The 24225-nt window shown below is 64.9% G+C and carries 20 protein-coding genes, 3 tRNA genes and 2 pseudogenes; 9 read left to right on the forward strand and 16 right to left on the reverse strand.

Annotated features, from left to right (window positions below; genetic code table 11):
- Nucleotides 1-2: 2 nt before the first annotated feature.
- Nucleotides 3-1058 (reverse strand): polyprenyl synthetase family protein, encoded by a 1056-nt coding sequence (locus tag JSO19_RS04270; RefSeq protein WP_270909961.1) that lies wholly within the window; start codon nt 1056-1058, stop codon nt 3-5.
- Nucleotides 1055-1810 carry a class I SAM-dependent methyltransferase gene (locus tag JSO19_RS04275; RefSeq protein ID WP_270909963.1) on the reverse strand — a complete coding sequence of 252 codons (756 nt, stop codon included), beginning with the start codon at nt 1808-1810 and terminating at the stop codon, nt 1055-1057. Before JSO19_RS04275 ends, JSO19_RS04270 begins: the two co-directional genes overlap by 4 nt.
- 134 nt (nt 1811-1944) lie before the next feature.
- On the opposite strand from JSO19_RS04275, the gene JSO19_RS04280 reads away from it, so the two are divergent.
- Nucleotides 1945-3267 (forward strand): isochorismate synthase, encoded by a 1323-nt coding sequence (locus JSO19_RS04280; RefSeq protein WP_270909964.1) that lies wholly within the window; start codon nt 1945-1947, stop codon nt 3265-3267.
- Between the two features lie 117 nt (nt 3268-3384).
- A complete protein-coding gene (locus JSO19_RS04285) occupies nt 3385-4629 on the forward strand; it encodes an MFS transporter (protein ID WP_270909966.1) in 1245 nt (414 codons plus the stop codon).
- Here the strand turns inward: JSO19_RS04285 and JSO19_RS04290 are convergent.
- The 5 genes from JSO19_RS04290 to JSO19_RS04310 form a co-directional block, all read right to left on the reverse strand.
- Nucleotides 4553-5350 carry a hypothetical protein gene (locus tag JSO19_RS04290; protein ID WP_270909967.1) on the reverse strand — a complete coding sequence of 266 codons (798 nt, stop codon included), beginning with the start codon at nt 5348-5350 and terminating at the stop codon, nt 4553-4555. The genes JSO19_RS04285 and JSO19_RS04290 overlap by 77 nt on opposite strands.
- A complete protein-coding gene (locus JSO19_RS04295) occupies nt 5347-7344 on the reverse strand; it encodes an alpha/beta hydrolase (RefSeq protein WP_270909968.1) in 1998 nt (665 codons plus the stop codon). The genes JSO19_RS04290 and JSO19_RS04295 overlap by 4 nt, the downstream gene beginning before the upstream one ends.
- Nucleotides 7345-7469: 125 nt before the next feature.
- Nucleotides 7470-7751, reverse strand: coding sequence for a pyrophosphorylase (locus JSO19_RS04300; RefSeq protein ID WP_270909970.1), 282 nt, complete (start codon nt 7749-7751; stop codon nt 7470-7472).
- Nucleotides 7752-8178: 427 nt separating this feature from the next.
- The gene (gene menD, locus JSO19_RS04305; protein WP_270909971.1) at nt 8179-10008 is read right to left on the reverse strand and encodes a 2-succinyl-5-enolpyruvyl-6-hydroxy-3-cyclohexene-1-carboxylic-acid synthase; all 1830 of its coding nucleotides are present in this window, start codon (nt 10006-10008) and stop codon (nt 8179-8181) included.
- On the reverse strand, nt 10005-10448 hold the full coding sequence (locus JSO19_RS04310; RefSeq protein WP_270909973.1) for a PLD nuclease N-terminal domain-containing protein: 444 nt from the start codon (nt 10446-10448) through the stop codon (nt 10005-10007). The genes menD and JSO19_RS04310 overlap by 4 nt, the downstream gene beginning before the upstream one ends.
- A gap of 74 nt (nt 10449-10522) precedes the next feature.
- On the opposite strand from JSO19_RS04310, the gene JSO19_RS04315 reads away from it, so the two are divergent.
- A complete protein-coding gene (locus tag JSO19_RS04315; protein WP_270909974.1) occupies nt 10523-10852 on the forward strand; it encodes a DUF4229 domain-containing protein in 330 nt (109 codons plus the stop codon).
- Nucleotides 10853-10926: 74 nt separating this feature from the next.
- Here JSO19_RS04315 and JSO19_RS04320 read toward each other — a convergent pair whose 3' ends face one another.
- Genes JSO19_RS04320 through JSO19_RS04330 form a run of 3 tightly spaced genes read right to left on the reverse strand, consistent with a single transcriptional unit; the run spans nt 10927 to nt 14008 of the window.
- On the reverse strand, nt 10927-11880 hold the full coding sequence (locus JSO19_RS04320) for a 1,4-dihydroxy-2-naphthoate polyprenyltransferase (RefSeq protein WP_270909976.1): 954 nt from the start codon (nt 11878-11880) through the stop codon (nt 10927-10929).
- Nucleotides 11877-13091 (reverse strand): AMP-binding protein, encoded by a 1215-nt coding sequence (locus JSO19_RS04325; RefSeq protein WP_270909978.1) that lies wholly within the window; start codon nt 13089-13091, stop codon nt 11877-11879. Before JSO19_RS04325 ends, JSO19_RS04320 begins: the two co-directional genes overlap by 4 nt.
- An 8-nt stretch (nt 13092-13099) precedes the next feature.
- Entirely contained in the window at nt 13100-14008 is a 909-nt protein-coding gene (locus tag JSO19_RS04330; RefSeq protein ID WP_270909980.1) for a 1,4-dihydroxy-2-naphthoyl-CoA synthase, read from the reverse strand.
- A gap of 269 nt (nt 14009-14277) precedes the next feature.
- Between JSO19_RS04330 and JSO19_RS04335 the strand changes: the two genes are divergently transcribed.
- From JSO19_RS04335 to JSO19_RS04345, 3 genes are all read left to right on the forward strand, one after another.
- On the forward strand, nt 14278-16953 hold the full coding sequence (locus JSO19_RS04335) for an aminotransferase class I/II-fold pyridoxal phosphate-dependent enzyme (RefSeq protein ID WP_270912096.1): 2676 nt from the start codon (nt 14278-14280) through the stop codon (nt 16951-16953).
- 314 nt (nt 16954-17267) lie between these two features.
- The gene (locus JSO19_RS04340) at nt 17268-18296 is read left to right on the forward strand and encodes an o-succinylbenzoate synthase (RefSeq protein ID WP_270909981.1); all 1029 of its coding nucleotides are present in this window, start codon (nt 17268-17270) and stop codon (nt 18294-18296) included.
- 154 nt (nt 18297-18450) lie between these two features.
- Nucleotides 18451-19476, forward strand: a complete 1026-nt coding sequence (locus tag JSO19_RS04345; RefSeq protein ID WP_270909982.1) for a DUF559 domain-containing protein — start codon at nt 18451-18453, stop codon at nt 19474-19476.
- Between the two features lie 165 nt (nt 19477-19641).
- On the opposite strand, the pseudogene JSO19_RS13095 reads toward JSO19_RS04345, so the two are convergent.
- Together JSO19_RS13095 and JSO19_RS04350 are read right to left on the reverse strand one after the other, a co-directional pair.
- A pseudogene (locus tag JSO19_RS13095) lies at nt 19642-19788 on the reverse strand (IS30 family transposase); the annotation flags it as partial.
- Between the two features lie 28 nt (nt 19789-19816).
- Nucleotides 19817-20985: pseudogene (locus JSO19_RS04350) on the reverse strand (IS3 family transposase).
- Here JSO19_RS04350 and JSO19_RS04355 point away from each other — a divergent pair.
- Nucleotides 20878-21591 carry a hypothetical protein gene (locus JSO19_RS04355; protein ID WP_270912155.1) on the forward strand — a complete coding sequence of 238 codons (714 nt, stop codon included), beginning with the start codon at nt 20878-20880 and terminating at the stop codon, nt 21589-21591. The pseudogene JSO19_RS04350 and the gene JSO19_RS04355 overlap by 108 nt on opposite strands.
- A gap of 310 nt (nt 21592-21901) precedes the next feature.
- Here JSO19_RS04355 and JSO19_RS04360 read toward each other — a convergent pair.
- Nucleotides 21902-21975, reverse strand: a tRNA-Met gene (locus tag JSO19_RS04360).
- A gap of 29 nt (nt 21976-22004) precedes the next feature.
- Nucleotides 22005-22076: transfer RNA gene (locus tag JSO19_RS04365), tRNA-Thr, on the reverse strand.
- Between the two features lie 172 nt (nt 22077-22248).
- Here JSO19_RS04365 and JSO19_RS04370 point away from each other — a divergent pair.
- Nucleotides 22249-22728 (forward strand): hypothetical protein, encoded by a 480-nt coding sequence (locus JSO19_RS04370; protein WP_270909983.1) that lies wholly within the window; start codon nt 22249-22251, stop codon nt 22726-22728.
- A 21-nt stretch (nt 22729-22749) separates the two neighbouring features.
- Here JSO19_RS04370 and JSO19_RS04375 read toward each other — a convergent pair whose 3' ends face one another.
- The gene (locus JSO19_RS04375; RefSeq protein ID WP_270909984.1) at nt 22750-23172 is read right to left on the reverse strand and encodes a winged helix-turn-helix transcriptional regulator; all 423 of its coding nucleotides are present in this window, start codon (nt 23170-23172) and stop codon (nt 22750-22752) included.
- Nucleotides 23173-23284: 112 nt separating this feature from the next.
- Between JSO19_RS04375 and JSO19_RS04380 the strand changes: the two genes are divergently transcribed.
- On the forward strand, nt 23285-23938 hold the full coding sequence (locus JSO19_RS04380) for an NAD(P)-dependent oxidoreductase (RefSeq protein ID WP_270909985.1): 654 nt from the start codon (nt 23285-23287) through the stop codon (nt 23936-23938).
- Nucleotides 23939-24147: 209 nt separating this feature from the next.
- Here the strand turns inward: JSO19_RS04380 and JSO19_RS04385 are convergent.
- A tRNA-Thr gene (locus tag JSO19_RS04385) sits at nt 24148-24220 on the reverse strand.
- Nucleotides 24221-24225: the final 5 nt, after the last annotated feature.

A 24225-nucleotide genomic window follows, 5' to 3' on the forward strand; every position in this document is an offset into this window, starting at 1 on the left:
CTCTAGCCCTCGCGGGTGACGATCGAATCGGCGAGGCGCTCGAACGCGTCTTTCACGGTCGAGTTTGGCAACGGGGCGATCGCGGCTACCGCGTCTGATGCCCACTGCTTCGCTGTTGCGAGCGTCTCTGCGGTCACCTCGTGTTCGCGCAGCTCAGCGACCTCGCGGTCGAGCAGCGTCGCGGGTTCGCCGGCCTGAATGCGCGCGGCGCCCTCTTCGATGCGAACGAGAAGATCCTTTGCCGCACGGTCGGTCTCGGCACGCCTTTGCAACAGCAGCACCGGCAGCGTCTGCACGCCAGCGCGCAGATCGGTGCCAGCGAGCTTGCCCGTCTGCTCTTTGTCTTCTGAGAGGTCGAGCACATCATCGATGAGCTGGAAGGCAACGCCGATGCGCTCACCGTACTCCTGCACCATGTCGGCGTATTCGGCCTTGGCCCCGCCAAACATGACGCCCATGCGTGCGGCGGTCGCGATGAGCGCGCCCGTCTTGTCGGCCAGCACCTGCATATAGTGCTCAATACGGTCGTCGCCCTCCTGGGGCCCGACCGTCTCGTGCAGCTGGCCGAGGCACAGACGCTCGAACGTTTTCGCCTGAAGCACGATCGCTTCTTCACCCATGCCAGAGACGAGCGATGAGGCACGCGCAAAGAGCAGGTCGCCCGCGAGAATCGCGACCGAGTTTGACCAGACGGTGTGGGCGGCGGGAACGCCGCGGCGCAGTGTCGCCTCGTCCATGACATCGTCGTGGTACAGCGACGCGAGGTGGGTCAGTTCGACCGAAACGGCAGCGCGGTGTACGAGCTCGTTCGGGCCGTCGCCGAGCTGGCTCGCAAGCAGCGTGAGCAGCGGGCGAATACGTTTGCCGCCGGCCTCAGCGAGGTAGCGCGCCGGGGCATCAGCAACCGGCGAGGCAAACGAGAGCTGCTCGACGAGCTGGGCTTCGACGTGCGCCATCTCTTTTTCAAGCTTTTTGGCGTGCAGCTTGTCGCGAGCCCCCTTAAAGAGGTTCGTTGGGAGCATCTGCGTCGCGGTGTCTTCAGCGATGGGAAGGCTCATTTTTTGGTCTCACCCTCAATGATGTCTAAGTTCTGAACGGCTTTTTCGCCTGGCACGAACCCGCGGTGCAGGGCCACGATACCGGCGGTGAGGTTGCGGTAGCCGACCTGCTCGAAACCGGCCTCGGTCATCCATGACGCGAGCTCGGCCTGCAGCGGCCACTTCTCAATTGATTCAGTCAGATAGTCGTAGGCTTCGCCCGGGCCGCCCACGAGGCTCGCAAGCTTTGGCAGCACGTTCTTCGAGTACCACGAGTACGGCCCGCGAATGAGAGCGAGAGGCGGCTGTGAGAACTCGCAGATGACGAGTCGCCCACCGGGCTTCGTCACGCGCAGCATCTCGCGAAGCGCCTTTTTCGGGTCGTTAACGTTGCGCAGGCCGAACGAGATCGACGAGGCGTCAAAGCTGTTGTCTTCAAACGGCAGGTCTGTCGCGTCGGCCCACACGAAGTCGATGAGCTCGTTGCCAGCCTGGCGTTTCTCGCCCTCGGCGAGCATGCCGCGCGAGAAGTCGGCCGCGGTCACGTGAGCGCCCTGGGCCGCGAAGGCCGCACTCGACGTGCCGGTGCCGGCTGCGAGGTCAAGCACCCGCATTCCCTTGCGCGGGGCGACGGCCTTCACCGTGGCGATTCGCCACAGGCGCGACTGGTACGCAGAGAGCACGTCGTTAATGATGTCGTAGCGAGGGGAGACCTCGTCGAACATGCTCGAAACGTCGCTCGCTGGTTTTTCGTTTGCATTGGGGCGAATCACCCCTCCATGCTACCTGCAACGGCTGACGTTACCCTCATGAGTCATGTTTTTGCCCCGTAAGGCCCGTGCAGCGCACCGCCGTCACCTGTGAATCAGGCCACGCTCCCCCACCCCACAGCGGGTAGATTGGAACCGTGAACACCGTTTCTCTGCCCCGCTTTCGTGTCGTCTCTCGGCCGCTCAGCCGGGTGCCCGACCTCGTTCAGCTTGCCGATTCCCAAAACCCGTTGCTCTGGGTGCGCAAGCAACGCGGCTTCGTGGGCCTCTGTGTCGCGTACCGCCTCGATACGCACGGCGGCGAGCGCTTCGCAGACGCTTCACGTGCTTGGGCGGCGATGCAAGAAAACGCCGTCGTCGACGACCCGATCGCCGGCCCAGCAACGGGCCTGATCGCCCTCGGAACGTTCTCGTTCGCAAGCAACAGCCAGACCCCCTCGACCCTCATCGTGCCGCGCGTCATTGTCGGCAAGAAAGATGGAGAGGCGTGGATCACGTACGTGGGCGACGACTCGGTCGATCCGCACCCCGCGGCAGCGTCGCTCGCGAGCGTCGACGTCTTCGACGTCGCTCAGCTCGATGACCTTCTCGCGCTTGCCGGCGTGAGGGCTGGTGGGGCCGCGACTGCGGCATGGCAGCCGCTTCAGTGGGAGGCTCCAGAGGGCGAGACCGAAGCGTACCGGGCAGGCGTCGCCGAGGCGGGCCGCAGGCTTGACGCTGCCGCCATCGAAAAGGTGGTGCTCGCGCGCAGGCTCCAGGCGCCGCTCGCTGAGGGCGCCGATTTGCGGGTTCCGCTTGGCAGGCTCGCACACCGTTACCTCGACTGTTGGACCTTTGCGGTCGACGGCATGATCGGTGCAAGCCCAGAGACGCTCATTCGGTCAATTCACGCAAAGGTCTCGGCGCGCGTGCTCGCTGGCACCCGCAGGCGCGATGAGAATGAGGCGCGCGACGAGGCGCTCTCTCGCGAGCTCATTGCGAGTGAAAAGGAGCAGCTCGAGCACCGCTTCGCGATCGAGAGCCTCGTCGAGACGCTCTCGCCGCACGTCACCGATCTGCAGCACGACGCCGAACCTTCGCTCTTGCAACTGCCAAACGTGTGGCACCTTGCGACCCGGGTGACGGCGCAGCTCGCCGACGGGGCCGACGCGTTCGAGCTCGCTGAAGCGGTGCATCCGACGGCCGCGGTCGCCGGAACCCCGACGCCGCTCGCGATGGACACGATTGATGAACTCGAGCCATTTGACCGCGGTCGCTACGCGGGTGCCGTAGGCTGGGTAGGAGCAGGCGGCAACGGTGACTGGGCCATCGCACTACGGAGTGCGCAGGTCGACCACAGCCAAAGCCCTGCCACCATCACCGCTTTTGCTGGAGGGGGTCTCGTTGTAGGGGCCGACCCCGAGCATGAACTCAGCGAAACGGTCGCGAAGTTTCGACCGATGATGGAGGCATGTAGCTAGTCGTCGCTTGCGCTCAGAAGTGAAGAGACGCGTAAACGACGAGAGGGGACGATCACCGTGGAGGATGCTTCGACAGGCGTCATTCCCCTTCCACACCGAAAGCCCACACTTCGCGACATGGTGAGCGCGCTCACCGTTCGCAACTACCGCATCTACGCGATCGCGCAGATTCTCGCGCTCACCGCGGTGTGGACCCAGCGCGTCGCCCAGGACTGGATTCTCTTTCAGCTCACCGGCAACGTGAGCACGGTCGGCTTTCTCGTCGTTATGCAGTTTGGCCCGGTACTGCTGTTCGGCATGCTCGGCGGAGTGATCGTCGACCGGTATTCAAAACGCACCCTCATCATCATCTCGCAAACCGTGGTGATCATCTCTGGGGCCTCGCTTGCGACCCTCGCCTTCACCGGCGCGCTCGAGGCATGGCACATTTTCGCGCTCGCTGGTCTTGTCGGCCTGTTCTCGGTCATCGACCAGCCGGCCCGTCAGGTGTTTGTTTCTGAGCTCGTCGGCCGCCAGTTGCTCTCGAACGCGGTGAGCACCAACTCGGCAATCTTCCAGACCTCTGCGCTCATCGGCCCCGCCGTCGCGGGGCTCATGCTCGCGAACTGGGGCGGTGGCTGGGCCTTTCTCGTCACCGCGATTGGCGCCTCGCTCTCGCTCTTACTGCTCTTCTTCATCAACACCGCCGTGCTCACGAAGTTTCCGACGGCACCGCGCGAGAAGGGCCAGGCCCGCGAGGCCCTCGCCTACGTTCGCCGCAAGCCCGTCATCTTCTGGACCCTCATTCTGCTCGTCTTTGTCTCGGGTATCGGAATGAACTGGTCGGTACTGCTCGCGCCCATGGCCGAGCACGTGTTCGACTCTGACGCCCGCGGTTACGGCAGCTACAACTCTGCGATCGCCGCCGGAGCGCTCATCGGCGCGATCCTGTCGATGCGCCGAATGGGCGTGAGGCTACGCACGTTCTACGGCTCGGTGCTCGGGTACACCTCCCTCAAGTTCGCCTCGGCGTTCATGCCGTACGAGTGGGCGTTTATGGCGACGATCGCCCTCGCTGGCCTCTGGTCGGTGCTCATGTGGACAGCGGCAAACGCCCTCATCCAGACCTCGTCGAACATGCTTATTCGCGGTCGCGTCATGTCGATTTACCTGCTCATCGCGGTCGGCGGCCAGGCGCTCGGCGGCCCCCTGCTCGGCATGCTCGTCGACCACTTCGGCGCGCGCGCAGGTCTCATGATCTCGGGCGCGGTTCCCCTCACCGCCGCCCTCATGATCGGCTTCATCGTCACTCGGGTGCATCGTGTGCCCATGGGCGACCTCCTGCCGTTTCGATATGGCGGATCGTCGTCTCCCGAAGACTAGCCTTCGGCGTCTCTTCTTCTTCCTCCTCCTTTTTGTCGAGGGGCATGTACACCCAGTCGGGAAACGGCCGGTACACACCGGGTTTCATCGTGTAGTGCCCGTCTTCGTCTCGCTTGTCGAGGCCCCAGGGTGAGCCGAGTGCATCTTCGGTCTCGAGGCGGTCGTACATTCCTGACATGAGGTCACGCACGTCTCCCCAGTACACAGGCGAGAACGCGAGAAGTTCGAGCGCCTTGCCTTCGGCGTTACTGGAGACGGCGATACGGTAACCGTCGGGGGTGACGACCGCGAGCCGGGACCCGCCGTAAATGCGCTCTTCTGTGCCCGCTGGCCAGCCCCGCTCGTTCCACAAAGCTTCGAGGCGGTCGAGTTCGGGGCGCTTCGAGACCTGCACGTCTTTCTTTCTCGCGATCATGAAGTAGTAGCTGTTGTCGTCTGAATCGCCCACGAGGTCGCCACCCCTCGCCTGACCCGGGAGCGGCATCGGCTCAGAGGTGAGCGTGGTGTACCACTCGCCATCATCGAGCAGCATCTGCACCTCGGCCACCAGCGCCTGGAACGCCTCATAGTTTTTGCCCGCCCGCTCGTACTGTTCTTCAAGCGTCATCGCCACCATCGCTTTCTCGGTCACCCCCGCCGCGTCTTGCTGATCGTTCTGCCCGGAGCAGGCGACGAGCATGAGCGCGAGCGCGAGGGCTACCGTTCGAATGAGCCACGTCATAGTGCTCCGTTCATAATGTCGAGCAGAGAAGCAACCGTGCTCGAGCTCGGGTGCAGGTACCCCACTTCTTCGGCAGCTATGGTGCCGTCGAGGGTATCGGCGAGATACTGCGCCGGTTTACCGAGCGAACTCTGCCAGTCGATGGGATTGAGGAGGTTGTGCATCGTCACCTGTGCACCTTTCTTCGTCTTTTCAGAACTGAATACGTGAAAACCGTCTAGCTCTCGCGGATCTTCCCTCGGTACCGCCGCATCGAGCAGACGTTTCGCCTCATCGGTCACAGGCGGGGTGCCGTAGTCATACTGCAGCGCGGTTGAACGCACGCCGATCTGCGCAATGTTGTCGCGCTTGGCATGGGTCGCGTACCGCTCAGCCACGCGTAGGTCGCCGGGTTCGGTGCCGGGCTTCAGCCCCGCCGAGCCGATCGCCACGTAAGCGCTCACCGGAACCGTCACCTTCGTGAGCGCCTCGGCAGCAACGTTCGTGCCGTACGAGTGCCCCATCACGATAAGCCGGTCAACCGGCACCTCACGACTCTCGGTGACCCCCTCGAGAAAGTCGACGAGTCTCACCGCGCCCGCATCGGCCCGCTGTTGCGATATCACCCCGCCAACGCCGGGCGACCGGTACCCGATCCAGGTCACAAACGCCATGTCTTCACCGTTCTGCTTCATCGAGTGAAAGGCGGGCAGCGCCTCGCCAATGCCCCGCACATTCGAGTTCATGCCCGAGACAAACACCCCGACTTTCGGCGCGGTTGCAAGATCACCCACCGCGATTGCTGCGGTCACGGCTCCGTCGTGCCGGCCAAGCCCGACGAGCATCACCGGCTCGCCACGACTCATCTGCTCGGCGTGCAACACTTCGCTCCTGAGGTCATCGAGGTCGGCCCGAAAATCCTTCAGCGAGCGCTCGCCGGGCGCAAAGCCCATGCGCGCATAGGCCCGCTGCAAGCGCTGCGTCTGGCTCTCGCCCGAATGCGCACCCCCGTCATCGGGCGGATCGAAGATATCGTCAAGCACCGCCCGTGCCGCCACGTCGCGCACCTCGAACGGAACGCCGTCGAGCCCCGCAAGCTCATAGGCGTACTGCTCGATGAGCGCATCAGCCGTCTGCGGTGCCCGCGCCATCAGCGCCCGCCACGTCACCGAGACCTGCGCAGGTCGCCCTGCCCCGGTGAACAGTAGCCGGGCAAGCAGCTTCGGGCTCCTTCCAGCCACCGCAAGGCTCACGCTGTGCGTCGGGAGGGTTCCTGCCCCGGCCTGCTCGAACGCCGTGGCGACTCGCTCGATCCACCGCGCATCGTCGTCGCTCTCTGCAAGGAGCCGGCGAAAGCCACTCTCGAATGTTGCGCCCTCGATACGGGCCCACCCGCACTGCTGCACGAACCCGCGCCAGGCCTCGCTCAGCCGATCTGCCTCGTGCTCAAGGTCACGATTCATGGCGCGCGCCCGGCCAGCAAAACCCCGCAGCTGAGATGGCATCGCCGAGGTCGTTCCCCGGCTCTGCCCGCCGGGCACGAAGCCGCGGGGCCTGGGTCTCGCCTGAAACCCCACGCGGATCGGCGCCGCCACCACCGCCCGCGAGTCAGGCCGCGCCTTCCAGAGCCTGCCCGCCCCGGCCCCCGTCGCCACGAGACGGCCGCCCTCGGTGATGCCGACGGCGTTCACGAGGGCGCCGTGCGCGTTAACCCCGGCCTCGTATTTTTGCCACTCGGCGACATCGTGCTGCCTCGTTCGTTCGCGCACTGCCGCCGCCGCGGTGAGCGCGACGCTCTCAGCGAGCTCGTCGAGGGTCGCGGCAAGCCGCGCCCGGTCTTCAGACTCGATGCACACCACCTGTTCGAACCGCCGTGCATACCCGCCGCGAAACGATTCGAGGGCGCGCCTAGCACTGCGGTGTCGTTCGGCGCTCTGCAGGCGTAACTGCTCTGCCGCCGACGTCGCCGCGAGTTCAAGGCGTTGCGCCGCAAGGTCGTCAAAGTGCACGGTCATGCGGGTGTGCTCTCGGCGGAGGCGGCTTCTGCGGCTGCGGCTGTGCTCGCTGCTTCTGGGACTGCGGTTTCTGCGGCGCGAGGGGCGAGCGTCTGTGGTTGGTGAGCGGGGCGCCGCACCCCCATTTAGGCGCCACCGCCCGCCGCGAAGATGTTCTGTGCGATCGTCTCGAGCTGTGTGCGCAATCGCTCAAGTTCGTGCTTTGCACTGTCGAGCGCAACCTTCGTCTCTGGCCACGTGGTCGAGCGAAACTGCGAGGCAAGCGGGCCGTCCCAGATGTTGGGGTCAGAGAGCACCCTTCCCTGGGCATCGAGGTGGGTGATTTGTTCGGTGAACCCGCCGCTCACGATCGATTGAATCTGGCGAATGGCGACCCGGGCTTCTTCGGTTGAGAGAACGCGTGACATGACTGGTGACCTCCAAGGCTCGTAGCTCGGGACCACGGGGGTTCCGCGGCCCCCAGTTGAAGCGTATTGGGAGTAGAGATCCGCCTGCAATGGGGCCGCTCGCGATCTGTTGATAACCCAGTTTTGAGGCGTTGCGTTGGCCGTTCACAGGGTGAGTTCGGGGCTTCGTGCGGTTGTTGGGGCATGAAGCGGCGGCCGGGGTCTCTGTGCGGCGGCCGGGAGCACTTTCCCGGTGAATGTTGCGTCTACTTGACGAAAAGCAGGGTTATTTCGCGATAACACCCTGCTTTTCGTCAAGTAGACGCCGCGCGAGCGAGCACAGCCCAGAAACCGGCCAGCAAGCCGCGGGGAGCCGCCCGGAACTCACGAAAACGCACAGAAAAGGGCAATCCGCGGGGAGCGGCAGCCGAGAGCACCAGCCACACCCCTACCGCGCGAGCGCCACCTCGACGATGCCGGGGGTCTCGGCCTGCGCCGTCAGCACCTCTTCGAGTTCGCCCTGCGTAGTGACGAGCCGGTACGACCAGCCGTAGGCGGCGGCGAGCTGGGCGATGTCGACGCGCTGCGGGGTCAGCATGACCCGGTCGAAGGCTTCGGGGTCGCTCGTGGCGGCGACTTCGAGGGTGTCGAAGATCGTGCCGCCGCCGTCGTTGCCCACGATGAGCTGCATGCGCGGCGTGCCTTCGCGTTCGGGTGGCAGGGCGAGCGATCCGACGTCGTGGAAGAGGGCGAGGTCGCCGATGAGCACGCGGGTGATGCCGGCGCCGTCGCTGGCCTGGGCGATGCCCATGGCGGTTGCGATTGTTCCGTCGATTCCGGCGAGGCCGCGGTTCGAGTGCACGCGAATGTTGCGGGGCGTGGCCATACGGTTGAGCACGCGAATGAGGCGGGAGGCGGCGAGCACGAGGCGGTCGTGCGGCCAGGTGGCACGCCAGACCATTTCGGTGAGGTGTTCGCGGCTCAGGGGCTCGCGCATGCGGGCCACCTCGGCGCGGGCGAAGGCGTTGCGCTCCTGGTAGCCGGTCGCGCGGGCGGCTTCGAGGTCGGTTTCGTGCACGGTCGTGTGCTCGTCGCGCAGTGATCGGTCGCGCACGATCCACTCGCCGAGCCAGGCCTTGACCTCGGCCGGGTCGTACTTTTCAGAGACTCGGGCCGCGAAGGCGAACTGTTTGACGTTGCGGCCGGGGTTGAAGCGTTCGATGCCGAGCGCGGGGCCGTCGGGCCCTGCGTCGTCGACGACGACGGTTCGGGCTGCGGCGACGACTCGTGCCACCTCGCGGGTGAGCCCAGGGTGGCCGAAGATGACGGCGACCTCGATGCGTGAGGCAAGTTCCTCGTCGTTCAGCAGTGCCTGCCAGTGTTGAATCGCCTCGCGCCCGAATCGGGCACCACTCGAGGGCTCGGCGAGCAGCGGAACGCCCGCGGCGTGCGCGAAGGCCTCGGCTTCGGCTCCGGCGTCGGCACCGGCAATGACGACGGTGTTTGGCCGGGCCTTGCCCGCACCGTGTACGTACACTTCGAGCTCGGTCGGGCGCTTGTGGTCGCAGTCGCCTGGCAGCTCACCGCACCACTCGCACTCGACGTCAGCCCTTCGCTCGGCAAGCGTGGGGCGCTTCTCGGCAACGCGAGCGGGGCCACGCTCGCGGGCGCGTTCGAGCGCGCTTTCGAGCAGCCCCGAGGGCCCAGAGAGCGGATCGCGGAAGACAATATTCAGGTGCGTTGGCCCGGCGCCATTCGGCGAGCGGATCGCGTTGACGAACGCCTCTGCGACAACCTCGGGAATTTCTGAGCCCAGGTATTCGTCGAGGTCTTCGTCTTCTGCCGGCGGAACGTCAGCGTTGAAGCGGCTGAAGTTGAAGGTATACATGTTGTCCCAGACCGTCTGGCTCGCGCGCACGCCGTGCAGCTCTTCGGGCCGGTCGGCGGTGAGCAGCATCATCGGAACCCTCGCGCTGTGCCCCTCGAGTACGGCGGGCATGAGGTTTGCGACGGCCGATCCGCTGGTAACGATGACGGGCGCTGGCAGGCCACTCTCGCGGGCGATGCCGAGCGCGAAGAATGCGGCCGAGCGCTCATCGATGCGCACGTGCAGTCGTGCCTCGCCGAGCGCTTCGGCTTCGGCGACCGCGAGGGCGAGGGCCTGCGAGCGCGAGCCCGGGCACACGACAAAATCGCGCACGCCCTGCACGATGAGTTCAGAGACGATGGTCGTTGCGAGCTGCGATGAGAGGGTCGCGGCGGCCCCTGCGGCGCTCACCGCTCGGTGTCTTCGTCGGGCTTGTTGGTCTCGGAAGGGGCGTCCTTGCCCTCGTCGGCCGCGGCGTCGGCCTCGGGCTCAGCTGCGGCGTCGGCAGCGCCTTCGCCACCGCCCGCACCCTCACCGGGAAACACTTCGTCGTCGAGCGCGCGCAGTTGCGACTCGAGATCGGCGATGCGCTGGTCAACATGCTCGGTCGACAGCGCGCCATATCGCGGATCGTCGTCGGGAGCCACCTGTTTCGCAGGCTCACGCCCGTCGCCCTTGCCCACCATGAGCCAGAGAATTCCGCCGATCACCGGCAGCACGACGCAGATCACGACCCACACGGGTTTCGGCACGCCACGCGCGCGGCGCGCATCTGTCATCGAGGCATCAACGAGCGAGTACAGCGTAAACGCAATCGCGAGTACCACTGCCAAAATGATGAACCGTGCCATGACCCTATGCTACCCCGATGCGCGGTCTCAGTTTCTGGCTTGCTCACAGCGATGCGTCGCTAACATGGGGAACGATGAGTACTCGTAAAGCCTGGTGGCTATATTCCACAATTCGTCTGGCCCTCTTCGCGGGCGTGTTCGCCCTCGTGTGGATGCTTGGCGCGCGCTGGTGGCTCGCCGCGGTTCTCGCCGCACTCATCTCAATGGCCATCTCGATCATCGTGCTTGACCCCGTGCGTCAGCGCGCCGCAGAGGGCCTGCAAGACTGGCGCGACCGTGATCGCACCGAAGACTCGGTGCTTGAAGACGAGATGGTTGACGAAGATCCGTCACTGCTCGACCGCTCAGAGCCCGTCGAAAGCGACGAGGCCGAGGCGCCCGGAGACGACGCAGACCGGGCTTAGCCGGGCCCTATCCGCCTCAGGGCACCGCCTCGGCGAGCCTGAGGCTGCCGCCTCTGCACCGCCCTCGCGAGCGTCTAGAACGCGAAGCCGAGCCCCAGGGCAACGCCGTAGGCGAGGCCCGAGTAGCTCGTGAGCACGAGCACGAGAATGAGGTCTTTTGCGCTCTTGCCGAGCCACATGATGAGCAGGGCCGGAGCGACGAGCACGAGCACGAACCACGTGTAGACAAGGTTCGTGTGAAAGATTCCCCAGACGGCGGGAACCGCGAAGGGCAGCACGACGCACACGCTGTAGAAGATCTTGGCGCCGCGCTCTCCGAGTCGCACCGCGAGGGTCTTCTTGCCAGCGAGGCGGTCGGTCGGGATATCGCGAATGTTGTTGGCCATGAGCACCGCGACCGCGAAGAGTCCGACGCCGATGCCAGACACCCACGCCTCTTCGGTGATGAGGTCGGTTTGCAGCCACACGGTTCCGACGGTGGCGACGAGCCCGAAGAAGATGAAGACGAACACTTCGCCGAGGCCCGCGTAGCCGTAGGGGCGCTTGCCACCCGTGTAGAACCAGGCGGCGGCAATCGCGAGCACGCCAACGAGCAAGAACCACCAGCGCTCACTGAGCACCACGGCAACGGCCCCGGCAACGGCGGCGAGCGCGAAGAACACGAGCGCGGTCGCGAGCACGCGCTTCGGGTTCACGAGCCCCGAGGCGGTGAGCCGTGTGGGGCCGACCCGAAACTCGTCGGTGCCGCGAATGCCGTCGGAGTAGTCGTTCGAGAAGTTCACGCCGATTTGCAGCATGACCGCGACGGCGAGCGCGAGCAGCGTGAGGGTGAGCGAGAAGGCCTGCACCATGTGCGCGACGCCGGCGCCCGCGGCGACCGGAGCGACCGCGAGTGGCAGGGTGCGAATACGCGCGCCGCCGACCCAGTCGCGCCAGGTGATCGCGGGCGAGATGCCCATCTCGACGCGTTGCTCGGCGACAGCCCGTTTGGCCGGGTTTCCTGACCGACGCGGATCTTTTCGGCTCACTTCGTTTCCTTACTCTCAGCCCGTGGCAGATCACTGCCCGTCGCGCCGTCACGCTGAGGCTCTTGGAGCATCGCGGCGAGGCGCTGATAATCGTTTTTTCCGTTTGCGAGTCGCGGCAGCTCGTCGACGACAACGAGACGGCGGGGCGTTGCCGCCGGGCCGAGGTCGGCCTTCACCGCGCCCGCGAGCGCTTCGAAGCCGTCGCGCAGCGCGTCGCCGTCGGCAGTGCCGCCATCAGCGTTATGACTAGGCGCCGCCACGATCGTCACCTGCGCGCCCCACGTGTCGTTGCGTTCTTCGAGCGCGGCGCTCTCGGCCCAGCCCGGCATCTCGTGCACGAGAGCCTCGACTCGGTCAAGCGAAACGTTCACGCCTCCCGAGATAAGCACCCGGTCGAGGCGGCCGGTGACCTGCAGCATTCCGCCGAGCAGCGAGCCTGCGTCGCCCGTGCGATACCAGCGCACGCCGTCTTCTTCGATGAACGTTTCGGCGGTGAGCCCGTCGTTATCGAGGTAGCCGAGCGCGAGCGAGGGGCCCGAGAGCTGAATCTCGCCGCCCCGAATGCGCATCTCGGTCTCGCCAATCTCGACCCCGTCGTAGACGACGCCGCCGCCCGTCTCGGTCATGCCGTAGGTGCGCACGAGTTTCAGGCCGAGACGGTGCGCCGCAGCTCGTATCTCGAGCGACACGGCCTGCCCGCCGACGAGCATGGCGTCGAAGCGCTGCAGCACGCGAAGCGCCTCCTCGTCACGCTCAGCGAGCTCGATCACGGCGCGCAGCTGCACCGGCACGAGCGAGACGTAGCGCCTGTCGGCTTCGAGCTGCAACGCGAGCCGAACGAGCTTCTCGGGGCTGAACTTACCGCTCACCACGAGCGGATCGGTGCCGGCAATAATCGACCGCGTGAGCATCTGCACGCCCGCGATGAGATGCGTGGGCAGGGCAATGATCCACTGCCCCGGCCCACCGAGAATCGCGTTGGTCGCCTCGGCGCTCGCCCGAATCGACTCGGCCGAGTGGGCGACGAACTTGGGCGATCCGCTCGAGCCAGAGGTGTGTATGACGAGCGCGCAGCCCTCGGCGACGTGCTCTGGCGAGGGAGTCTCGTCGCTTGCAATGGGTTGCACGGCAGGGCCGCTCGCGAGGGCCTCGGCGAGCGAGGCCATGAGCCAGAGGTGGTCGTGCGCGGGAATGCGGCGCAGTTCACTCATCACGGCCCCTAGAAGTGGTACGGGAAGGGCGACCAGTCGGGATCGCGCTTTTCGAGGAACGAGTCGCGGCCCTCAACGGCCTCGTCGGTGCCGTAGGCGAGACGCGTGGCCTCACCCGCGAAGAGCTGCTGCCCCACGAGCCCGTCATCAACCGCGTTGAAGGCGTACTTGAGCATGCGAATGGCGGTGGGCGACTTGCCAAGAATCTCACGCGCCCACTCGATGCCAGTCGTTTCGAGCTCGGAGTGCGGCACAACCGCGTTCACGGCGCCCATCTCGTAGGCACGCTGCGCCGAGTACTCGCGGGCGAGGAAGAAGATCTCGCGAGCGTTCTTCTGCCCGATCTGCTTCGCGAAGTAGGCGCTGCCGTAGCCCGCGTCGAACGAGCCGACGTCGGCGTCGGTCTGCTTAAACTTCGCGTGCTCCTCTGAGGCGATCGAGAGGTCACACACGACGTTGAGCGAGTGCCCGCCGCCGGCCGCCCAGCCTGGAACGAGCGCGATCACAACCTTGGGCATGAAGCGAATGAGGCGCTGCACCTCGAGAATGTGCAGCCGCCCCGAGCGGGCCTGATCGATGTCGCTTGCCTGCTCAGAGTCAGAGTAGCGGTAGCCGTCGCGGCCACGAATGCGCTGGTCACCGCCCGAACAAAACGCCCAGCCGCCGTCTTTGGGGCTCGGGCCGTTGCCGGTGAGCAGCACTACGCCGATGCGCGGGTTGACGCGGGCACGCTCGAGCGCGTCGTACAGCTCGTCGACCGTGTGGGGTCGAAACGCGTTGCGCACCTCGGGCCGGTTAAAGGCGATGCGCGCGATGCGTGAATCGAGCGAAACGTGCGAGGTGATGTCGGTATACCGCTCGGCCCCCTCGGCCAGCTGCCATACCGATGCGTCAAAGAGTTCAGATACGACCGTCATACCCCTCACTCTACCCGTCACAACGCGTCACATTGTTGGCACGATACGCACCGTATACGGGTTCGGGCACAGAAAGTCGCTAAACTTTGCTACAACTTATGCGGTGCCGCATCGGTCGCGCCAGTGGCGCTTCTCACTTCCAACGCTGGAAAGGTTTTCTAGGCATGTTAGACGATCAAACCAACCTCGTACGTTCAATCGGACAGTCAAGCGAGGGCGTGATCACCGTGCCGACAGACGAAGAGCAGTGGCTTGGCCCCTACTCGGGAATGCCATCGAGCCCCTGGCGGGCAAGAAGCGACGCATGGGAGTACACGCGCTATTTCGTGAAACTACTCGCCCTGGGCGGCGCCGACGTGAGCGACCAGACCACCATCACCGAGCTCTTTCGCTCACTGCGCGCACTCGAGACCATCGAGTTCTACTGGGCGGGCATCGGCCAGCGCCAGGTGCGCGAGATTCGCGAGCAGATCGAGCATGGCCAGTTCTCGCTCGCGCTCGACCATGTGCGCAGCGCGATGCAGGGCATGAAGGGCTACATCAATAGCGACTTCGAAGACCACGACCTGCCGCCGCTCTCTGAAGAAGATGCGCCCCAGCACGGTGACCCCTCGCGCAAGAAGTTCGAGGTGCTCGTCATCGACCAGATGTCTGAGAACGACAAAGAGATCTACGAGCAAGAGGTGCGCTCGCTTCGCACCCCGGGCGACGCCTTCATCTACGACGTCGTCATCGTGCCATCGGCCGAAGACGCCGTGGCGGCCGTGCTCACGAACCCCAACATTCTCGCGGTCATCATGCGCCCCGGTTTCAGCGACCACACGAAGCAGCCGCTCAGCCGCGACTTGAAAGAGACGATCGAGTACGTCCAGTCGCAGGTGAGCGATGATCCGCTCGCACAAAGCAGCGATCTCGGCTCGGTGCAGCGCGTGCTCACCCTCGCAAACACGCTGAAGCGCGTGCGCCCCGAACTCGACCTGTACCTCGTTGCCGGCGCCCACATCGAAGACCTCGCGGGCCAGCTCACCCGCCGCTTTCGCCGCGTCTTCCGCCGCGAAGACCAGCTCGAGCTACACCTCTCGTTGCTGCGCCGCATCGCGCACCTCTACGACACCCCCTTCTTCAACGCGATTCAGGAGCACGCGCGCCGCCCGGCAGGCGTGTTTCACGCGCTGCCGATTTCTCGAGGCGGATCAGTCGTCGACTCGAAGTGGATCACCGACCTGGTCGACTTCTACGGCTTGAACCTCCTGCTCGCCGAAACCAGCGCGACCTCGGGTGGCCTTGATTCGCTGCTCTCGCCCGTCGGTGCCATTAAGAAGGCCCAGGCCCTCGCCGCGCGCGCGTTCGGGGCCAAGCGCACCTACTTCGTCACGAACGGCACCTCGACCGCAAACAAGATCGTGCACCAGGCGATCGTTGCGCCGGGCGACGTCGTGCTCGTCGACCGCAACTGCCACAAGTCGCACCACCACGCGCTCATGCTCTCTGGCGCGCAGGTCTCGTACCTCGACGCCTACCCGCTCAACGACTTCGCGTTCTACGGCGCCGTGCCGCTCGACCGCATCAAGCAGATTCTGCTCGACTACCGCGCGCAGGGCCGCCTCGACCAGGTCAAGATGATCACCCTCACGAACTGCACGTTCGACGGCATCGTCTACGACCCCATTCGCGTCATGGAAGAATGCCTCGCGATCAAGCCTGACCTCGTGTTCCTGTGGGACGAGGCCTGGTTCGCGTTCGCGGCCTTTCACCCGGTCACCCGCCGCCGCACCGCCATGGCCGCGGCACAGTACCTCGAGGGCCACCTCAAAGACCCGGCCTACGCTGAGCGCTACGAAGAGCAGCGCTCGCGCCTGTTCGACACGAACGGCGACCCGCTGAGCGACGAGGTGTGGCTGAACGAACGCCTCATTCCCTCGCCCGACGCCCGAGTGCGCGTGTACGCGACCCACTCGACGCACAAGACGCTCACGGCTCTGCGCCAGGGCTCGATGGTTCACGTGTACGACCAGGACTTCGTGCGCCTGAGCGAGGCCGCGTTCAACGAGGCCTACATGACGCACACCTCGACGTCGCCGAACTACCAGATTCTCGCGTCGCTCGACCTCGGCCGCCGTCAGGTCGAGCTCGAAGGGTTCGAGCTCGTGCAGCGCCAGCTCGACCTCGCGACGAGCCTCGCGCAGGCCATCACCCGCAACCCGGTACTGCGCAACACTTTCAAGGTACTCACCGCCTACGACCTCATTCCCGGCGAATACCGCGGATCGCAGCGCCCCCTGCCCCACAGCGACAGCCTTGCCGACATGTGGGAGGCGTGGGACACCGAAGAGTTCGTCGTCGACCCGAGCCGCATCACGATCGAGATCAGCCGCACAGGCGTCGACGGCGACACGTTCAAGTACACGCACCTCATGGACCGTTACGGCATTCAGGTCAACAAGACGAGCCGCAACACCGTGCTCTTCATGACGAACATCGGCACCACACGCTCAGGCGTCGCCTACCTCATTGAGGTACTGCTCAAGCTCGCCGACCTTTTCGCCGAGGAGCAGCTCGAGAACGGCCACGGCGTTGCGCCAGATGAGGAGATCCCGCCGCTGCCCGACTTCAGCGCCTTCGCGCCCGAGTACCGCGGCGCTGGCGACCTGCCCGACGGCGACCTGCGCACCGCCTTCTTCAAGGGCCAGGACAACCGCCAGGTGCAGTACCGCAAGGGCCCCGAGCTGCTCGCCGAAATCGATGCCGGCCGCTCACCCGTCTCGGCCGGCTTCGTCACCCCCTACCCACCCGGGTTCCCGGTGCTCGTTCCCGGCCAGATCATCACGCGCGACGTGCTCGAGTTCATGAGCGCGCTCGACACCCGCGAGATCCACGGCTACGACGCGACCCGCGGCTACCGCGTGATCGTGGGCACGGAGGCGCTGCCGGGCGCAGACGTGTAGGGGGCGTTGCCGGGCGCTCTGGGCGGGGCGCTCTTGGCGGGGCGCTCTTGGCCCGGGGACTGCTTGCGCGGTCTGGGGCTGGGGCGATCCGCCGCGGTTTTTGGGGCGCCCTCCCATTTCGCCGAGGGAGCACCGCTTCGCCGAGAGTGCACGGGAATCGCGCGATTTCGATGCGCTTTCGACGAACTCGTGCTCCCTCGGCGCACCAGGTACCGGCGCACGGCACCAGGCACGGCACGGCGCGGCGAGACCGGCAGCCGCCGCCTCAACGCCAGCCGAAAGCGGCGCGAGATCCGAAGTTCTAGACTGGTCGCATGATCGCCGAACGCCCCGAGACTCAGCCCCTGCCCCGCCCCTCGTTTGACGAGGTTCGGGAACGGGCGCGCGTCGTTTCGATCCCGACGCGCACGCGCTTTCGCGGGGTGACCGAGCGCGAGGCACTCATTATCGAGGGGCCCGAGCGGTTCAGCGAGTTCTCGCCGTTTCCCGAGTATGCCGATGCCGAGGCAGCGACCTGGCTCGCGGCCGCGCTCGAGTACGGCTGGTCGGCCGGGTTGCCGATGGCGCCGCGTGACCGGGTCGAGGTGAACGCGACGATTCCCGCGATCGGGCCCGATGCCGTGGCCCCGCTGCTCGCGTCGTTCGACGGGTGCACGACCGTCAAGGTCAAGGTCGCCGAGCGCGGCCAGAACCTCGACGACGACGTGGCCCGCGTGCGCCGGGTGCGCGAGCTCATGGGCCCCGAGGCGCGCGTGCGCATCGACGCGAACGCCGGCTGGAGCTACAACGAAGCCATCACCGCCCTACGCGCGCTTGCCCCCTTCGACCTCGACTACGCCGAGCAGCCCTGCGCCCAGGTCTCAGACCTCGCCCGGCTGCGTGAGGCGCTCTCTGCCGGGCCCACGCCTCACGTACGCATCGCGGCTGACGAGAGTGTGCGCAAGGCTGACGATCCGCTGGCTGTCGCGAGGGCCGGGGCTGCCGATCTGCTCGTCGTCAAAGCGCAGCCGCTCGGCGGAATCACCCGCGCCCGCGAGATCATTCTCGAGGCTGGCCTGCCGGTCGTCGTGTCGAGCGCGCTTGACACCTCCGTCGGAATCTCCATGGGCGCCCACCTCGCCGCCTCCCTGCCCGACGGCGTGCTCGATGGCCCGTGCGGCCTCGCGACCGTCTCGCTGCTCGCGGGCGACGTCGTGCGCGATTCGCTCGTTCCCTCGGGCGGATCGATCGCCGTTCACACCCCCGTCGTGGAGGCCGAGCTCGTCGACCGCTTCGCCGCGTCGCCCGAGCGCGAAGCCTGGTGGATCGCCCGGCTCGAACGCTGCCACGCGTTGCTCGGGTGAGGTGCGGGGGTCGGTGGTTGCGAGGGCTTGTGGTTGCGACGGGCTGGTGGTTGCGAGGGGCCGGTGGTTGCGAGGGCTGGTGATTCGGCACCTGCGATGATCCGCTGTGGATAACTTATGCGGGCCCCAGTGATCAACACATACGCTCGGGGACATGCATATCGACAGCCCTACCCCGCGCCCCGCGTTCCTCGCGGGCGAGCGCGACCAGTACGGGCTCAGCCGATACGCCGTGTATCGGGGCTCGGTCGAGAAGCCGTTTCACGGCGTGCGGGCTTTGCCGAGTGAGCATCCGCGTCGTCGAATGCACCAGGAGGAGCTTCTTGCCGAGCGGGCTACGTTCTTTGCCACGAAGATGAAACCGCACAGCGCTTTTAGTCACGTGACTGCGCTCGCGCTGTACGGGTGCCCTATTGTGCCCGGCGGGGCGCTTCGCGATGAGGTGGGGCGCGGTGGCGATTTGCGGGGTGATGGAGTGCTGCGGGGCGATGAGTCACGGCGCGGTGGCGGTTCGCGGGGCGATGGCCTACTGCGGCGCGACAGTGTGCGGGATGACGAACTGCTGCACGTGACGGTTCCGTTTGAAGCATCTCGCCCCAGGGAACCGGGTGTCGTTGGGCACCGCAGCCGGGCAGCGTTTTCGGTGCGGCAGGTTCGGGGGCTTCCGCTCGTCTCGCCGTTCACAGGGTTATTGCAGAGCTCGACGATGCTCAGCGAGCTTGAACTCATCGTGATGGCTGACCATTTCATTACGCAGGGTGCGGGCGGGGCCACCGTCGCACTCGAACAGCTCAGGCGTCTCGCGAGTGAAACTTCGGCGGGCGGGGCCAAGAGGCTGCGCCGCGCTCTCGAGCACGCTCGTGTTGGCGCGGAGTCTCGCTACGAAACGCTCCTGCGACTCGAACTCGTGCACCGCGGCTTTACTGATCTCGAGCCACAGTTCGTCATTCACGATGATGCCGGTTTCGTGGGGCGCTTCGACCTCGTAAGCCGCAAACGCTTGGCGATCTTTGAGTACGACGGGCAGCAGCATCGCACCAACCACCGACAGTACATCACCGACATGCAGCGACTCGACCGTGCCCGGCTGCTCGGGTATCGCGTGCTCCGGTTCCACTTCGACGATTTCGCGGTGGGTTCGCGCGCGATCGGCACCAAACTCACGCAATTCGACCTCTGACCGGCGCACCCTGGCACTCCCGCGTGGCTCGTGCCGGTGTAGGGGGCTGGCGCCCTGCCAGTTGGGGTAGGTGCGCTATGCCCGCCAGTCCCGCCAACCCCGACCCGGTATGCTCCGACGCATCGTGTGGTCAAAAAGTGTCGTTTATCGGGGCGGTTTTAGCAGTCAGAGCAACAGTATCTCTTCGATAACCTCGGCCGGCTTCGCGAACGCTAACCGTTTCCGGGGCCGGTCATTCATCTCCCACTCAACATAATCGAGATCTGTCTGACTGAACACCCTCAAATCAGTACCCTGGGGAAATACGGGTCTGCTGTAGGAGTTGGTGACAGTTGATATGTCAGGCCGCGAGAGCAACTGACAAGTTTATGATCGCCTCGAACTCGACCGGCGTCAACCTACCCAAACGCGGCTGACGGCGTCGGCGGTGGTAGGTCCGCTCGATCCAGGTCACAATCGCGATTCGTAGCTCTTCACGAGTAGCCCAGGCTCGACGGTCGAGCACGTTTTTCTGTAAGAGGCTGAAGAAGCTCTCTATCGCCGCGTTATCGCCCGCCGAACCCACCCGCCCCATGGATCCCACGAGGCCATGACGTGAGAGCGCACGTCGGAATTTCCTGCTTCGAAACTGCGACCCACGATCACTATGGACTACGCACCCGGCAACGCTGTCACGCCTCGCCACCGCGTTATCCAACGCGTCTACGGCAAGACGTGACTGCATGCGGTCGCTGATCGAGTACCCCACGATCCGGTTCGAGCACACGTCCTTGATAGCGCACACATACAGTTTGCCTTCACTCGTGTGATGCTCGGTAATGTCGGTCAACCAGAGTGTGTTCACTGTTGCGGCAATGAATTCTCGTTTCACGAGATCGTCATGCACGGCAGACCCTGGACGTTGGCTTTTTCCGGTTGCCTTGCGTTTGCCGAACACGCTCCACTAGCCCTGTCTGGCGCAGATCCGCCACGCAGTTCGGTCGCTCATCGGCTGGCCCGCAGCTCCGGCTTCGTCGGCAAAGAGACAATGCCCAAATTCAGGGTCATCAATGTGGGCGTTATGGAGCGCGTTCGCGCGATAAGCCTCAACGACTTCTCGCTCACCGATGGGCTGTTTCAGCCAGTGGTAGTAGGGCTGACGTGAGAGCTTCAAGACCCGGCACGACATCTGGACGGAGATACCGTCATCGGCGAGCTCTTTCACGAGCGGGTACATCATTGTCCCGGCAGGTGTGCCTGGGACAGGTACGCGGTCGCACGGCGGAGAACTTCGACTTCTTGCTCGAGGAGTCGGTTGCGTTTGCGTAGCTCTCTCAGCTCGGCGTTCTCTTGGGTCGTGGCGCCGGGGGTTTCACCGTGATCGACGCGGTCTCGGTATAACCATTTCTCGAGGATGCCGGGGTGGATACTGAAGTCTTTGGCGACTTGCGCGATGGTGACGCCGGGCTCACGGTTTCTCGCGACGCGGACTACGTCGTCACGAAACTCTTTGGGGAACATTTTGGGCATGGCGACATCCTTCCAGGCTGGGTTGTAACCAGCCATGTTGAGTGTCACCAACTCCTACAGCAGACCCGCACCCTCGATGATGCAGAAGCCTGGGTAGCACTGTTCTTCCAATGGGAAACCCAATATTTATCGCTCACGAAACAACGCGCCTACCGCAAAGATGGCCTCGAAGTGCCAGTATGGGCGAAGCCAGGCCAAAAATGGTGGTACACCCATCAACGACTCCAAAGTGGACACCAAGTGTTCCAACGGGTCATCAAGACCAAGCACCTATTCACCTTCCTCGACCCAGCATTCAAAACCCTGAACGTGCCAGCGACCACGAACGGCATCGAGGGCGCCACCAACGCACACATGCGACTGCTTCTGCTGCATCACCGGGGCATGACCGAGGAGCATCAACGCCGCGCAATCGAATGGTGGTTATACCTGCCCTCAGGGCGGCCAGATTTCACCACAATTCTGAGAAGACACACCCCACAGACAGCGGCACCTATTCGTCGTTCACAACAGACAGAGTCTGGCCCAGGACCTGTGCTCTACGGCACCGGCCTCGACTCTAATGAAGGGCTCTGGTTACGCTCTGGGTGGGGCGGCCGGGGATGAACATGCCAGGGCCATCCACCGTTTATTGCCTATAGCCCCCCCCCCACTCGACTGGGCACATGAATTCATTCACCAGCAACACCCTGTCACTGAACCAAGAACCGAGGAACCAGAAGAAGACCCGGCTCCTACCTTCTACGACACCGGTCTCGACGCGAACGAGGGACTCTGGCTACGCTCTGGCTGGGCCGGAAAGGGCTGACCCGCCCGACGCTATCCACACGTTTTGTCCTATAAGCCGGAACTTCCATCAACATCTTCCATCAACAGCAAAACCCCCGCATTCCGCAGGGGTTTTGTGCGACTCCGGTAGCTGAGGCGGGACTCGATCCCGCGACCTCACGATTATGAGTCGTGCGCTCTAACCAGCTGAGCTACTCAGCCATGCTTCCGGCAGAAACCGGCAGAGTCAGAGCCCCGAGCCAGGATTGAACTGGCGACCCCTTCCTTACCATGGAAGTGCTCTACCACTGAGCTATCGGGGCAATGCCGCAAAGAATGCAACCGTTAGAGAATAGCATTTCTTTTGGGCAATGTGAAATCGAATCGCATTTGCCGTAATCCCGGGCGTGGATCATGCCCGGAGCCCCCGGCACACATCTTGTTCTCGCAAGCATCTGACACACTAAGAGCAGAAACTTGGCAAGAGGAGTTGGTGTGAGCGGCCTGTCACGCGTATTGGTACCGGTGTCGATCGTTCTCTCGATTTGGATGTGCGCCGGCCACTGGTTTTTTGGCCTCGGCGGCTGGCTCACCTGGTGGTATCTGCCCACGATCGGCGCGGCCTATGTCGGTTGCCACATCTGGGTGATGCGCCGCATGCGCCTGACCCGCGAGAAGGGCTACCGCACGAGCCGCGGCGCCGTCGTCTCGCTGGCGCTCAGCTGGCTCTGCGCCATCCTCTTCGGCTTCATGGTGCCGAACATGCACAATGGCGAACTCGTCACCCTCTTTGATGCCGCCGCGGGCATCGAGTACCAGGGGCTCGCGATCGGCCTGTGCAATTCGCTCGGCATCATCGCGCTCTCACTCATCGGGTCGGCGGTCGGCTTCTCCATTGCCGACAGTCGCGACCCCCGCCCCGAGTTCGAAGAGCCTGAGGGCCCGATCGAGATGGTGTTCCCCTACCACAACTAGCCCGTGCACCCCGCGGCGCCGTTAGGCCGCTGTGGCGTGCTTTTCGCGCGAGTCGAGCACGTACTGCATGTGCGTTCTCGCCCACTGCTCAATCGCGTCGAGGGGCTGCTGCAGCGTCGAGCCCACCTCGGTGAGCTCGTACTCGACGCGCGGCGGAACCTCCGGGTACACCGTACGCGTCACGAGACCGTCTTGCTCGAGCGAGCGCAGCGTCTGGGTGAGCATCTTCTGCGAGACACCCTCAATGCGGCGCTGCAGCTCAGAGAAGCGCAGCCGCTCTGAACCAAGGGCGCCAACCACGAGCACCGTCCAGCGGTCGCCTATGCGATTGAGCAGCTGCCGCGACGGGCAGTCACTACTGTAGGGGTCGGCTGGGCGAGCGTCGACCGCGTTTGCTTTGGCGCGCGCTTGCGCCGCCACGGGCTGCTGATCCGCACCCTTCATAGGAACCTCCAGGTAACTATCTTTCTGAAAAGTAGGTACTTACCAAAAGATACTAAGTCGCTTACAGTGAGTATTGCAAGTTATCTACGTTTATCGATAGGAGATTCCGACCATGGCTCACATCACCATCATCGGCGGAACCGGCTACGCCGGCGCACACATCGCCCAGACCGCAGCCGACCGCGGACACGACGTCACCGTCATCGCCCGCTCAACCCCAGAGGCCCCCATCGCCGGTGTCACCTACCGCGAGGCCGACGTCACCGACGCATCGGCAATCGAGCGCATCGTGTCGAGCGACGCCGACGTGGTCATCTCGTCACTCTCACCCCGCGGCGCACTCGCCGGCGAGGGTAAGCTCGCAGCCATCAACGCCACGATCGCCGACGCTGCTCTGGCGGCAAAGGTGCGCCTCGGCGTCATCGGCGGCGCCGGCTCACTGCAGCAGTTCGAGGGCGGTCCCCTCGTCTCTGACTCCCCTGACTTCCCCGCCGAGATCAAGCCAGAGGCCGAAGAGATGGGCCGCGTGCTCACCGACCTTCGCGGCCGGGGCGATGACCTCGCGTGGTTCTACGTCTCGCCCGCCGGCGGCTTCGGGCCCTGGCAGCCAGGCGAGGCAACCGGCACTTACCGTCTCGGCGGCGACGTACTGCTCGCCGACGAGGCCGGCAACTCGGCCATCTCAGGCGCCGACTTCGCGCTCGCGGTCGTGAAAGAGATCGAGACCCCTGCGCACACCGGCGCGCGCTTCACCGTCGCCTACTAGCGCGAGCCTGGCGCGCGCTTCACCGTCGCCTACTAGCGCGAGCCTGGCGTGTGCCGATCCGCCCCCTCCGCTCGGCGTGTGGTCAAAAAGCGTCGAAAATCAGGTCGAAAATCGACACTTTTGACCACACGGTGAGGCGAACGCGGGTGTAGACATCCGCACACAGCGAAAGACCCCCTCCCAGATTCGGGAGGGGGTCTTCGTTCTTGAGCCGCCTATCGGACTCGAACCGATCACCTGCAGTTTACAAGGCTGCTGCTCTACCAGATGAGCTAAGGCGGCGTTTG

It is taken from the genome of Leucobacter sp. UCMA 4100 (assembly GCF_027853335.1).
Lineage (GTDB): Bacteria > Actinomycetota > Actinomycetes > Actinomycetales > Microbacteriaceae > Leucobacter_A.

Bases quoted from the DNA above. Each gene is read 5' to 3' on its own strand.
- JSO19_RS04270 (WP_270909961.1), bottom strand. From the start codon at position 1,058: ATGAGCCTTCCCATCGCTGAAGACACCGCGACGCAGATGCTCCCAACG.
- JSO19_RS04285 (WP_270909966.1), top strand. From the start codon at position 3,385: ATGGTGAGCGCGCTCACCGTTCGCAACTACCGCATCTACGCGATCGCG.
- JSO19_RS04290 (WP_270909967.1), bottom strand. From the start codon at position 5,350: ATGACGTGGCTCATTCGAACGGTAGCCCTCGCGCTCGCGCTCATGCTC.
- JSO19_RS04295 (WP_270909968.1), bottom strand. From the start codon at position 7,344: ATGACCGTGCACTTTGACGACCTTGCGGCGCAACGCCTTGAACTCGCG.
- JSO19_RS04300 (WP_270909970.1), bottom strand. From the start codon at position 7,751: ATGTCACGCGTTCTCTCAACCGAAGAAGCCCGGGTCGCCATTCGCCAG.
- JSO19_RS04310 (WP_270909973.1), bottom strand. From the start codon at position 10,448: ATGGCACGGTTCATCATTTTGGCAGTGGTACTCGCGATTGCGTTTACG.
- JSO19_RS04315 (WP_270909974.1), top strand. From the start codon at position 10,523: ATGAGTACTCGTAAAGCCTGGTGGCTATATTCCACAATTCGTCTGGCC.
- JSO19_RS04325 (WP_270909978.1), bottom strand. From the start codon at position 13,091: ATGAGTGAACTGCGCCGCATTCCCGCGCACGACCACCTCTGGCTCATG.
- JSO19_RS04330 (WP_270909980.1), bottom strand. From the start codon at position 14,008: ATGACGGTCGTATCTGAACTCTTTGACGCATCGGTATGGCAGCTGGCC.
- JSO19_RS04335 (WP_270912096.1), top strand. From the start codon at position 14,278: ATGCCATCGAGCCCCTGGCGGGCAAGAAGCGACGCATGGGAGTACACG.
- JSO19_RS04340 (WP_270909981.1), top strand. From the start codon at position 17,268: ATGATCGCCGAACGCCCCGAGACTCAGCCCCTGCCCCGCCCCTCGTTT.
- JSO19_RS04345 (WP_270909982.1), top strand. From the start codon at position 18,451: ATGCATATCGACAGCCCTACCCCGCGCCCCGCGTTCCTCGCGGGCGAG.
- JSO19_RS04375 (WP_270909984.1), bottom strand. From the start codon at position 23,172: ATGAAGGGTGCGGATCAGCAGCCCGTGGCGGCGCAAGCGCGCGCCAAA.
- JSO19_RS04380 (WP_270909985.1), top strand. From the start codon at position 23,285: ATGGCTCACATCACCATCATCGGCGGAACCGGCTACGCCGGCGCACAC.